Genomic DNA, 11,192 nt, shown 5'->3' with positions numbered 1-11,192 from the left:
TCAGCCGCCTCGACGGACTCGCCCTCGGGCACGTTCTCACTGGTCATCGATGCATCCTCCATGATCGGGAGTTACACCGAACGATTTACAGTCCCTGGCGCGGCGAAGCGAATCACTGCGGCCAGGGAGGACAAGGCGGTGAACCATTCCCATCCGCCGACCGCCTCGCCGCCGATATGGGCGGCGCCTCCTTCCGCGACGTGAAGGATGCGGCTCTGCCAGGCGGCAAGCGCCGGCGCGACAGGTTCCACCGGAAGATCGCGGATGTCCTGCGGGCACCGCGTGCCCGCATGGGAATTGCCGCACAGAACGGGGTCGGTCCGGTAACGCGTGGACAGGCCGCATATCCGGCCCCGCTCTCTCTGTCGCAGCCGAATGCCGCACTGTGGACACACTTCCACCAGTCGCACCCGGTGCACCGGGCAAACAGCAACCGCGCCGAGTCGCCAGGCCAGTTGCCACACCCCGCCGCTCTCCGCCAGGCACGGTGGGCAAGCACGGGAGCCAGAGAGCACGACCCATCCGTGTCGCGCGATGACGTTCACCGTCCGCTCGTCTGCGGTGTCGATACCGCCCAGGTCCAGGGCCGTCCCTGAGTACCGGGACAAATGCATGGCCTTGATCCGGTCGGGATTGATGCCGGTCGCCTGCACGATGTGGGCCAGCGTCGTCGGTGTGGGAACGAGGCCGTAGAAAACCGGGTGGAACCCGACCTTCCTGGAGGTGCGGGCTTGCAGGCCCAGCAGCCGGCCGATCGCACCGGGCGGAACCATGTGGTCAGCGGCCAGCCGGTCCACCCAGGAGGCGAGCGCCTCGCCCGCCTCCGGCATGACCACCAGGGCCATCCTCCGCGGCCCCACGCCGGACAGAGCCCGCAGCCCACCACCTGCGATCTGCAAGCCCGGCTGGTCGGCCGGAGCAGGTGCCAGCAATGGCAGGGACTCATCCCCGAACAAACCCCACCCCCACGAAAGCGCAGCTCAACGACCTCCACAGGCCAGAATGTAGGATATACCCTACATGCGGATGCACTACCGTTTTCCTGTGCCGACTACCAGTGACCTTGCCGCCGAGCGCCGCATAGCCTTCGGTCGCCGCGTTCGTGAAGTGCGCGAGCGGGCAGGGCTGACACAGACGGCCGCCGCCAAGGCGGCCGGTCTGGACCGCTCCTTCTACGCGGAGGTGGAAAGCGCCCGGCACAGCGTCTCGGTGGACCGCCTGTACGCCATCGCCGACGGACTCGGCGTCTCCGTGCACGAGCTGCTGCCCGACAACTGCGGCCACTCCGTCAGCGCGTAGCCGGCCCATGCTCCATCAGAACCTGGGACTGCCCCGCCGTCTCGCGCTGGCTTCCCCACCACTGCCCGGGGAGGCCCTGCTGAGCTGGCTGAACGCCATGGCCTCCGAGTACGGCGGCCTCACCCGCGGCCGGACCGCCCAGATCACCGGTGTCCTCGCCGACGGCGAACCGGTCAACGCGCTACGGACCGGGCCAGCCCCGTACCACCCCCATCCGACGATGGTCCACAGGATGCGGGCCGCGGCTGCTCTCTCCGAGCGACAGGTGGCGGATATGACCTGGCACCGCTTCCGCGGCACGGCGCTCCACCCGATCGGCCCGGAATGGGCGGCGGAGACGACACGGGCCTCGGTGCTGGGCCGGTGGGCCGACCCGGACGTGCTGCGGTTGTGCCCGGCATGCGTGGATGAATCCGGCGGGCGATGGCTGCTGGAGTGGCAACTGCCCTGGGTCTTCGCCTGCCCCGCCCACCGCTGCTACCTGATTGACGCCTGTCCCGATTGCGGTCGACGATTCACCGTCCATGGCACCGACCCGGTCCGCGGACGCTGCCGCAACAGGCCGCCGGCGGACGGGACGCGTCGGCGCCGATGCGGTGCCCCGCTGCACGGGCTGCCCCGCGTCCCTGTGGTCGATGCCGAGCTCTTCAAACTACAGCAACGGCTCTGGGACGCTCTTCACAGCCCCGCCGCGCAGTGTGGCGATGCTTTCGGCGTCTTCCAGGACCTGTGGGCGATGGCGTGCCTGGCCCTCTACACCGCCATAACGGAGCATCTCGTCGGCGCCGACCTCGTCGTGCGCGAGGCGTTCGCCGCGTTCTGCCACACCCACGACCACCGGGCCGATCGCGATCTCACGGCGGCCAGCCGCCGGTCCGGCCGCAGGCTTAAGGCGGTGGACCGGCGCTCCCCGCCTGTTCTGGTCATGGCCGCAGTGATCCGCACCGCCGCCCGCATCGTCTTCGCCGTCAACCCCCTCACGGCGGCCGACGCCCTGGCAGACCTGTCCCGCAACCCACACTCGCCTGCGATCTACGTTCTGCGCCAAGCCTGGAACTCAGGTCCCCTTGCCCTGGCCACCCGCGACACCACCGAGAGGATCAAGTCCGTCATGGACATACTCGACTACTCCGGGCCCGGCTTCGTGCCGCCCCGCAGCCAGCGAGACCGCCACTACTCAGACCTCTCGACCGGCGGCTGGGCCCCGGGCGGGCGCTGATGGGCATCGGGCCGCCTCGGCGCATGGCCCTGGTCCCCCTGCCCGTCCCCGGAGAGTCGTTCGGCAGCTGGATGGACGCCGTTGCCCGTGACAACCTGTGCTGGCGCAGCACCCTTCTCGTGAAGTACTGGCGGCTACGGAAAGTGCCCTACGCCGCCGCCTGGAGGCCTACCTCCAGCGCCGACCTCGCCCAGATCAGCATCGCCACAGGCGTCGCCGAGCATGTCCTCGCCTCACTGCTGATCGAGCGCTATTTTGACAGCGGCTTTCCCGCACCCTCCCTTGAGGAGTGGTGGAGCGACGACCTCCGCGAGTTCATGCGCCGAGAGTTCGTCCTGCACAACCACTCACGCTGGTGCCCGCTCTGCATCGGGGACAACGGCGGTCGCTGGATGCTGCGATGGAAGATGGCCTGGTCGTACGCCTGCACCACCCACAAGGTCTTCCTCGCTTTCCGCTGCCCGCGCTGCAAAAGCCCCCAGGACTCCGGCATCGGCCTCCCCACCAGACGCCTGGTCTGCCCCACTCCGATCGACCCCAAGAACGTCGCGCGGCGCTGCGGAAACCCCCTCTCCGATTTCCCCGTCATCCCGGTCACTGACAGGCGGCTCCTCGAACTCCAGGCTTGGATCGACCACGGCCTGGGTGACGCTCCTCGACCGTCCAACGGGCCTTCGGCCCAGCCCCTGTTTGTGTTCCCCGTAACGGTCTACCTGGCCCTACGGCTCCGCACGCCGGAGATGTTCACCGACGCGGACCCAGCCATCGCCGCGTCGGCAGCCGATCCGTTCGGCACAGCCGACGAGCTCACCAAGTTCTACGGCCCCGGGTCCGGGGACGCTGCCCGCCCTCTGCTGATGGCCGGCGCGATCAGCCTGGCGGACCGATTCTGGAGAGGAAAGAACCGCTGCGAAGCCACGACGCTGTTCGCCGACCTCGCTTACACGGAACTCGTCACACGAACGCCGAAGTGGATGGCGTACGAGCCCCTGTCCATGCCGTGGCGCATGCGGCGCTACACCCTTCCCACTCTCCTCGAACGCCTGGTCGACCGCCGAGTCGTGCAAGACACGCCCGCGTACGGCTTCCACCACCGAGACCGGCTGACGCCCCACTCGAGAGCCGCTGAAGCAATAGGCGAGATGCTGAACAATCCGCTGAAGTTTTGACCGAGACACTGAAGCACTGAGCGAGGCCCGACAGTGACCAGGCGCAGCAGGCTGTCGGCGGCGAGCGCGTTGCCCTCCTCGGCGGCCCGGTGCACGCCGATCACGAGCTGGGCGGCGTAGGGGTCGTCGACGACGGGCCGGGTGAAGCCGACCGGGGCGCGGACGTCGAGGGCGTCGGCGGCGATGGAGCGGATGAGCTCCGCGTCCGGGTAGATCGTGCGGTAGGTCCAGCCCTCGGGAACGCCCGCGTACCCGGTGTGCGGGGTGTCCGGGTTCACCAGGGCGATCTGCCCGGGACCCGCGTGGACGAGCTCGTTCCCGGAGTGGAAGGACTCGACGCCCTCGGTGATCGCGGCGTAGACGAAGGTCTCGTGCGTGTGGCGGGAGAAGGTCTTCTGGATGTAGTGGGCGTGCAGCAGATCGACCCCCGGCAGCTCGGCGTACTGCCAGTACCGTGCCCGCTCGCCCCTCGCCATGCCTCCATTCTGCGCTCGCGCCGGCCGGGGCGACGACCGGGGCCGCGCCACCCGCCAGGGTGAGGGCGTGCGCGGGCCGGGCCGGGTTTTCCACAGGTCACGGCGGTTGTCGGTGGTCGGGTGCACGATGGGGGGCATGGTCACGTCCGCGCTCGAAGACTTCTCCCCGGCCACCCGCGGGTGGTTCACCGGGGCGTTCACCGCGCCCACGGCCGCCCAGGAGGGCGCCTGGCGGGCCATCGGCGCGGGCTCGGACGTGCTCGTCGTGGCCCCGACCGGCTCGGGCAAGACGCTCGCCGCCTTCCTCGCCTCCCTGGACCGGCTGGCGTCCGTGCCGGCCCCGGCCGAGCCGAAGAAACGCTGCCGGGTGCTGTACGTGTCCCCGCTGAAGGCGCTCGCCGTCGACGTGGAGCGCAATCTCCGCTCGCCCCTGACGGGCATCCGCCAGGAGGCCGTGCGCCTCGGGCTGCCCGAGCCGGACGTGCGGGTCGGCATCCGGTCCGGCGACACCCCGGCCGCCGAGCGCCGCGCGCTCGCCACCAGGCCGCCGGACATCCTGATCACCACCCCCGAGTCCCTCTTCCTCATGCTGACCTCGGCCACCCGGGAAGCGCTGTCCGGGGTGGAGACGGTCATCCTGGACGAGGTCCACGCGGTCGCCGGCACCAAGCGCGGCGCGCATCTGGCCCTCACCCTGGAGCGGCTCGACGAGCTGCTGCCCCGCCCCGCCCGCCGGATCGGCCTCTCGGCCACGGTCCGCCCGGTCGACGAGGTCGCCCGCTTCCTCTCCCCCGGCCGCCAGGTGGAGATCGTGCAGCCCCCGTCGGGCAAGGAGTTCGACCTCTCCGTCGTCGTGCCCGTGGAGGACATGGGCGAGCTGGGCGGCTCCCCCGCCTCCGAGGGCAAGGACGGCGGCGACAAGCCGTCGATCTGGCCGCACGTCGAGGAGCGGATCGCCGACCTCGTCCAGGCCCACCGCTCCACGATCGTCTTCGCCAACTCCCGGCGCCTCGCCGAGCGCCTCTGCAACCGCCTCAACGAGATCGCCTACGAGCGGGCGACCGGCCGGCCCGCCCCCGAGGGCGCCCCGCCCGCCGAGATCATGGCCCAGTCGGGCGCCGCGCAGGGCGCGCCGCCGCTGCTCGCCCGCGCCCACCACGGCTCGGTCTCCAAGGAACAGCGTGCCCAGGTCGAGGAGGACCTGAAGGCGGGCCGGCTGCCCGCCGTGGTCGCCACCTCCAGCCTGGAGCTCGGCATCGACATGGGCGCGGTCGACCTCGTCGTCCAGGTCGAGTCGCCGCCCTCGGTGGCCTCCGGCCTCCAGCGCGTGGGCCGCGCGGGCCACCAGGTCGGCGCGGTCTCCACGGGCGTGGTGTTCCCCAAGTACCGCGGCGACCTGGTGCAGGCGGCCGTGGTCACCGAGCGGATGCGCTCGGGCTCCATCGAGTCGCTGCGGATCCCGGCCAACCCTCTGGACGTGCTCGCCCAGCAGCTGGTCGCGATGGTCGCCCTCGACACCTGGCAGGTGGACGACCTGCTGACGGTGGTCCGCCGGGCCGCCCCCTTCGCCTCGCTCCCGGAATCGGCCTTCACCGGCGTCCTGGACATGCTCGCCGGCCGCTATCCCTCGGACGCCTTCGCCGAGCTCCGCCCGCGCGTGGTGTGGGACCGGGTGGCGGGGACGGTCACCGGCCGCCCGGGGGCCCAGCGGCTCGCGGTCACCTCCGGCGGCACCATCCCGGACCGGGGCCTGTTCGGGGTGTTCCTCGCCGGGTCGGACCCGAAGAAGGGCGGCGGCCGCGTCGGCGAGCTCGACGAGGAGATGGTGTACGAGTCGCGGGTCGGCGACGTCTTCACGCTGGGCACCACCTCCTGGCGGATCGAGGACATCACCCGCGACCGGGTCCTGGTCTCGCCCGCGCCGGGCGTGCCGGGCCGGCTGCCGTTCTGGAAGGGCGACCAGCTGGGCCGCCCGCTCGAACTGGGGCGCGCGGTCGGCGCGTTCCTGCGCGAGCTGGGCGCGCTCGGCGAGGAGGACGCCCGGCTGCGGCTGATCGCGGCGGGCCTGGACTCCTGGGCGGCGGAGAACGTCCTGGCGTATCTGAGGGAGCAGCGCGAGGCGTGCGGCCACGTCCCGGACGACCGCACGATCCTGGTGGAGCGCTTCCGCGACGAGCTGGGCGACTGGCGGGTCGTCGTCCACTCCCCCTTCGGGGCGCAGGTCCACGCGCCGTGGGCGCTGGCGCTCGGCGCCCGGCTCGCCGAGCGGTACGGCATGGACGCGCAGGTGATGCACGCGGACGACGGCATCGTGCTGCGCCTGCCCGACGCTGATCTGATGGGCCTCGACATGGGGCTCGACCTGCTGGACCACGAGCCGGTCGACCCCGGCCGCCACCTGGACACGGTGTACGACGCGGACCAGGCGCCGGTGGGCGCGGCGGACACCGTCTTCGACAAGGGCGAGGTGGCGCAGATCGTCACCGACCAGGTGGGCGGCTCCGCACTTTTCGCCTCCCGCTTCCGGGAGTGCGCCGCCCGCGCCCTGCTGCTGCCGAAGCGGAATCCGGGAAAGCGCACCCCGCTCTGGCAGCAGCGCCAGCGGGCCGCCCAACTGCTCCAGGTGGCGAGTGAGTTCGGCTCCTTCCCGATCGTCCTGGAGGCCGTCCGCGAATGCCTCCAGGACGTCTTCGACGTCCCCGGCCTCACCGAGCTGATGGGCGACATCGAGGCCCGCCGGGTCCGCCTCGTCGAGGTCACCACCCCCGAGCCGTCCCCCTTCGCCCGCTCACTGCTCTTCGGCTACGTGGCGCAGTTCCTGTACGAGGGCGACTCCCCGCTCGCCGAGCGCCGGGCGGCCGCGCTCTCCCTGGACTCCCGGCTCCTCGCAGAGCTCCTCGGCCAGGCCGAGCTGCGCGAGCTGCTCGACCCTGAGGTGCTCACCGAGCTGGAGCGGGAGCTCCAGTGGCTCACCGAGGACCGGCGGATCAAGGACGTCGAGGGCGTGGCGGACCTGCTGCGGGTCCTCGGCCCGCTGACCGACGCCGAGCTTGCCGCGCGCGGCGCCGAGGAGGGCTGGGCGCGGGAGCTGGCCCGCTCCCGGCGCGCGATCGCGGTGCGGATCGCGGGCACCGAGCACTGGGCGGCGATCGAGGACGCGGGCCGGCTGCGGGACGCCCTCGGCACCGCGCTGCCGGTCGGCGTCCCCGAGGCCTTCACCGAGCCGGTCAAGGACCCGCTCGGCGACCTCCTCGCCCGGTACGCGCGCACCCACGGCCCCTTCACCTCCTCCCAGGCCGCCGCCCGCTTCGGCCTCGGCACCGCCGTCACCGACGGCGCCCTCCAGCGGCTCGCCGCGTCCGGACGGGTCGTCCAGGGCGAGTTCCACCCCTCGGGCATCGGCCAGGAGTGGTGCGACGCCACCGTCCTGCGCCGGCTGCGCCGTCGCTCCCTGGCGGCGCTGCGGCACGAGCTGGAGCCGGTGCCCCCGGCGGCCCTGGCGACCTTCCTGCCCCAGTGGCAGCACCTGGGCGGCGGCGGTCTGCGCGGGATCGACGGCCTGGCCCGGGCGATCGAGCAGCTCCAGGGCGCGCCCGTGCCGGCGTCGGCCCTGGAGAAGCTGGTCCTGCCGTCCCGGGTCAGGGACTACTCGCCGGCGATGCTCGACGAGCTGACCACCACCGGCGAGGTGATCTGGGCCGGGGCGGGCTCCCTGCCCGGCAAGGACGGCTGGGTCTCGCTCTACCTCGCGGACGCCGCCCCTCTGCTGCTGCCCCCGCCGCATCCGCTGGAGCCCACCGCGCTCCACGACTCGATCCTCACCGCCCTGACCGGCGGTTACGGCCTCTTCTTCCGCCAGATCGCCGACCAGGTCCGGATCACCACCCACCCGGACGCCACCGACCCCCAGCTCGCCGACGCCCTGTGGGACCTGGCCTGGTCGGGCCGGCTCACCAACGACACCCTGGCGCCGCTGCGCTCCCTCCTCGGATCGGGCCGCACCGCCGGTTCGACCGCCCACCGGGCCCGGCGCACGGTGCCGCGCGGGCGGTACGGCACTCTGGGCGCCACCCGTCCGGCCTCCCGCTCGGGCCCGCCGACGGTCTCCGGCCGCTGGGCGCTGCTGCCGCCCGCCGAGCCCGAGCCGACACACCGGGCGCACGCGCTGGCCCGCACCCTCCTGGACCGGCACGGGGTGGTGACCCGCGGCGCCGTCGCCGCCGAGGGCGTCGAGGGCGGCTTCTCCGCGGTCTACCGAATCCTTTCCGCCTTCGAGGACAGCGGCCAGGCCCGGCGCGGCTACGTCGTGGAGGGTCTGGGCGCGGCCCAGTTCGCGATGGACGGGGCGGTGGACCGGCTGCGGGCGGCGGCGACCGCCCGGGACCGGGGCGCCGAGGCGGCCGCGGGCCCGCGGGCGGTGGTGCTGGCCGCCGCCGACCCGGCGAACGCGTACGGGGCGGCCCTGCCGTGGCCGGAGCCGCCGACGGGCGCGGGCCACAAGCCCGGCCGGAAGGCGGGAGCCCTGGTGGTCCTGGTCGACGGCGAACTGACCCTGTACGTGGAGCGCGGCGGCAAGACGGTGCTGTCCTGGCCGACGGAGCCGGACGCCCCGGCCCTGGCTGCGGCGGCCGGCGCCCTGGCCGAAGCGGCCCGCGCGGGCGCCCTGGGCACGGTCACGGTCGAGCGGATCAACGGCGCGACGGCCCTGACTTCCCCCCTGGCCCGTCCCCTGGAGGCGGCCGGCTTCCTGGCCACTCCCCGAGGCCTCCGCCTCAGACCCTGACGAAGCCCCGGGTACCCCAAGCCCCGAAGGCCCGACGCCCCGAACCCCTCCCCAACCCCTCCCGAACCCCTCCCGAAGCCCTCCCCGACGACGACACCCCCGGAGGACCGACCCCCTTGCCCGAAGGAGACACCGTCTGGCAGGCCGCCCACCGGCTGCACACCGCGCTCGCCGGGCGGGTGCTGACCCGCGCCGACCTGCGGGTGCCCCGCTTCGCGACCGCCGACCTCACCGGCCGCGCGGTCCTGGACGTCACCCCGCGCGGCAAGCACCTCCTGACCCGGATCGACGGTGGGCTCACCCTCCACTCGCACCTGCGGATGGACGGCGCGTGGAAGGTGTACCCGACCGGGGAGCGCCCGCGCGGCGGCCCCGAACACCAGATCCGCGCCGTGCTCGGGAACGAGGAGCACACCGCGTACGGCTACCGCCTCCCGGTCCTGGAGCTGGTCCGTACCGCCGAGGAGGCCCGGGTGGTCGGGCATCTCGGCCCCGACCTGCTCGGCCCGGACTGGGATCCGGAAGAGGCGGTGCGCCGCCTCCTCGCCGACCCTTCCCGTCCCCTCGGCGAGGCCCTGCTCGACCAGCGCAATCTCGCCGGCATCGGGAACGTCTACAAGTCGGAGCTGGCCTTCCTGGCCGCCGTCACCCCGTGGCTCCCGGTCGGCGAGCTCGACCCCGGCGTCCCGCCCCGCCTGGTGGCGACCGCCCACCGCCTCCTGGAGGCGAACAAGGGCCGTCCCGACCGGCGCACCACGACCACCCGCCGCCCCGGCACCCCGCTGCACGTCTACGGCCGCGAGGGCCGTCCCTGCCTCCGCTGTGGCGCCCCCGTCCGCAAGGCGGAGCTGGGCGACCGCGTCACGTACTGGTGCCCGGGCTGCCAGCACGGCCCGGAAGGAACTCCCTGAGACCGTACCCCGCCACACAATTGACGATCCGTCAGATCCAGTCGTACGGTCCCGCCATGAACCTCTCGGCGTACGACCTCACCGGCCGCACCGCGTTCGTGACGGGCGCCGCGAGCGGCATCGGCCGCGCCAGCGCCGTCCTCCTCGCCCGCGCGGGCGCCACCCTCCACCTCGCGGACCGCGACGAGCCGGGCCTGAAGGAGACGGCCGCCCTGATCGCGCGCGAGGGCGGCACCGCGCACACCCACCCCCTCGACGTCACCGACCGGCCCGCGCTCGCCGCCGCCGTCGACGCGGCGGGACCACTGCACGTGATGGCGGCGGTCGCCGGGATCATGCACACGAGCACGGTCCTGGAGACCCGCGAGGAGGATCTCGACCGCGTCCTCGCCGTGAACTTCAAGGGCGTGCTCCACGCCTGCCAGGAGGCGGCCCGCTCGATGATCGCCTCCGGCACCGGGGGCTCGATCGTCACGATGGCCTCGGGCGCGATGGACACCGCGAGCCCCGGCCTGCTCTGCTACAGCGTCGCCAAGGCGGCCGTCGTCCAGCTGACCAAGACGCTCGCGGTCGAGGCCGGCCCGCACGGCATCAGGGTCAACGCGGTCGCGCCGGGATGGATCCGCACCCCCATGACGGACCGTCATGATCCCGCTGCCCAGGAGCAGGCCGAGGCCGTGATGGTCCGTCACGCGCCCCTGCGGCGGATCGGCGAGCCCGAGGACATCGCGCACGCGGTCCTCCATCTCGCCTGCGACGCCTCCTCGTTCACGACGGGACAGATCCTGCGCCCGAACGGCGGCGTCGCCATGCCCTGGTGAGGCGCGTGGGCCGTGAGGAGGCGGCCACGTGCACCGGCAGCAGGCTCAGCCCCCAGCCTCCCGCGGCCACCGCCCCCTCGACCGGTCCGGAGTCCCCCGGAACCAGCAGCAGGCGCAGCACCGCCCACCACCAGAGCCCCCCGACCACCAGCCCGACCGCGATCAGCGTGAGCGTCACCAGCGGAACCCGTCGCCGTACCATGGCCGCCTCCTGCGCTCGACGCTAGACCGGCAGGATCACCCTGCGGGAGGGCGCACCGGTGTCAGCCCCGGCGCATACCCCGCGCGCGATCCGGCGGACGCCCCCGCGTTCGGCGCACCTCACGCCCACCGCCGCACACCGCACGCTCCCGCGCGCGGCGCACCGCACACCCCACGCGGCAGCGCCCACGTCACGTATCGCCATGCCGGCCGCCTACGCGCTCTCGGCCTGGAACATCCAGGAGTGCTGTCCCGGACTACCCGCTGACCTGCCGCAGAACACCGATCGACCTCCGGGATTCCGGAATCGTTC

At 73.0% G+C, this 11,192-nt stretch carries 8 protein-coding genes and 1 pseudogene; 6 read left to right on the top strand and 3 right to left on the bottom strand.

Translation table 11 applies throughout. The annotated features are described in order from the left end of the window. Positions 1–71: 71 nt before the first annotated feature. Positions 72–845: a TniQ family protein gene (locus ABZ621_RS37395; protein ID WP_360611608.1), complete on the bottom strand. Its 774-nt coding sequence runs from the start codon at positions 843–845 to the stop codon at positions 72–74. Positions 846–1,044: 199 nt separating this feature from the next. Between ABZ621_RS37395 and ABZ621_RS37390 the strand changes: the two genes are divergently transcribed. Genes ABZ621_RS37390 through ABZ621_RS37380 form a run of 3 tightly spaced genes read left to right on the top strand, consistent with a single transcriptional unit; the run spans position 1,045 to position 3,687 of the window. Then, entirely contained in the window at positions 1,045–1,299 is a 255-nt protein-coding gene (locus ABZ621_RS37390; protein ID WP_360611606.1) for a helix-turn-helix transcriptional regulator, read from the top strand. A 7-nt stretch (positions 1,300–1,306) separates the two neighbouring features. After that, the gene (locus ABZ621_RS37385) at positions 1,307–2,518 is read left to right on the top strand and encodes a TniQ family protein (RefSeq protein WP_360611604.1); all 1,212 of its coding nucleotides are present in this window, start codon (positions 1,307–1,309) and stop codon (positions 2,516–2,518) included. Positions 2,519–2,541: 23 nt separating this feature from the next. Next, complete coding sequence (locus tag ABZ621_RS37380) at positions 2,542–3,687, top strand: TniQ family protein (RefSeq protein ID WP_360611602.1); 1,146 nt, start codon at positions 2,542–2,544, stop codon at positions 3,685–3,687. A 38-nt stretch (positions 3,688–3,725) separates the two neighbouring features. Here ABZ621_RS37380 and ABZ621_RS37375 read toward each other — a convergent pair. After that, positions 3,726–4,163: pseudogene (locus tag ABZ621_RS37375) on the bottom strand (AraC family ligand binding domain-containing protein); the annotation flags it as partial. Between the two features lie 136 nt (positions 4,164–4,299). On the opposite strand from ABZ621_RS37375, the gene ABZ621_RS37370 reads away from it, so the two are divergent. The 3 genes from ABZ621_RS37370 (at position 4,300) to ABZ621_RS37360 (ending at position 10,678) form a co-directional block, all read left to right on the top strand. Beyond that, complete coding sequence (locus ABZ621_RS37370) at positions 4,300–8,946, top strand: ATP-dependent helicase (RefSeq protein WP_360611600.1); 4,647 nt, start codon at positions 4,300–4,302, stop codon at positions 8,944–8,946. Between the two features lie 116 nt (positions 8,947–9,062). Further along, positions 9,063–9,857 carry a DNA-formamidopyrimidine glycosylase family protein gene (locus ABZ621_RS37365; RefSeq protein WP_360611598.1) on the top strand — a complete coding sequence of 265 codons (795 nt, stop codon included), beginning with the start codon at positions 9,063–9,065 and terminating at the stop codon, positions 9,855–9,857. A 56-nt stretch (positions 9,858–9,913) separates the two neighbouring features. Beyond that, complete coding sequence (locus ABZ621_RS37360) at positions 9,914–10,678, top strand: SDR family NAD(P)-dependent oxidoreductase (protein ID WP_360611597.1); 765 nt, start codon at positions 9,914–9,916, stop codon at positions 10,676–10,678. Here the strand turns inward: ABZ621_RS37360 and ABZ621_RS37355 are convergent. Continuing rightward, on the bottom strand, positions 10,626–10,880 hold the full coding sequence (locus ABZ621_RS37355; protein WP_360611595.1) for a hypothetical protein: 255 nt from the start codon (positions 10,878–10,880) through the stop codon (positions 10,626–10,628). The genes ABZ621_RS37360 and ABZ621_RS37355 overlap by 53 nt on opposite strands. Positions 10,881–11,192 lie beyond the last annotated feature (312 nt).

This window comes from Streptomyces sp. NPDC007863, from assembly GCF_040633895.1.
Classification (GTDB): domain Bacteria; phylum Actinomycetota; class Actinomycetes; order Streptomycetales; family Streptomycetaceae; genus Streptomyces.
This window is presented reverse-complemented; position numbering and strand designations above follow the sequence as displayed.

What these genes read in the sequence shown, in the direction of transcription:
- ABZ621_RS37395 (WP_360611608.1), bottom strand. Translation starts at nt 845, where the DNA reads ATGGCCCTGGTGGTCATGCCGGAGGCGGGCGAGGCGCTCGCCTCCTGG.
- ABZ621_RS37385 (WP_360611604.1), top strand. Translation starts at nt 1,307, where the DNA reads ATGCTCCATCAGAACCTGGGACTGCCCCGCCGTCTCGCGCTGGCTTCC.
- ABZ621_RS37380 (WP_360611602.1), top strand. Translation starts at nt 2,542, where the DNA reads ATGGCCCTGGTCCCCCTGCCCGTCCCCGGAGAGTCGTTCGGCAGCTGG.
- ABZ621_RS37370 (WP_360611600.1), top strand. Translation starts at nt 4,300, where the DNA reads ATGGTCACGTCCGCGCTCGAAGACTTCTCCCCGGCCACCCGCGGGTGG.
- ABZ621_RS37360 (WP_360611597.1), top strand. Translation starts at nt 9,914, where the DNA reads ATGAACCTCTCGGCGTACGACCTCACCGGCCGCACCGCGTTCGTGACG.
- ABZ621_RS37355 (WP_360611595.1), bottom strand. Translation starts at nt 10,880, where the DNA reads ATGGTACGGCGACGGGTTCCGCTGGTGACGCTCACGCTGATCGCGGTC.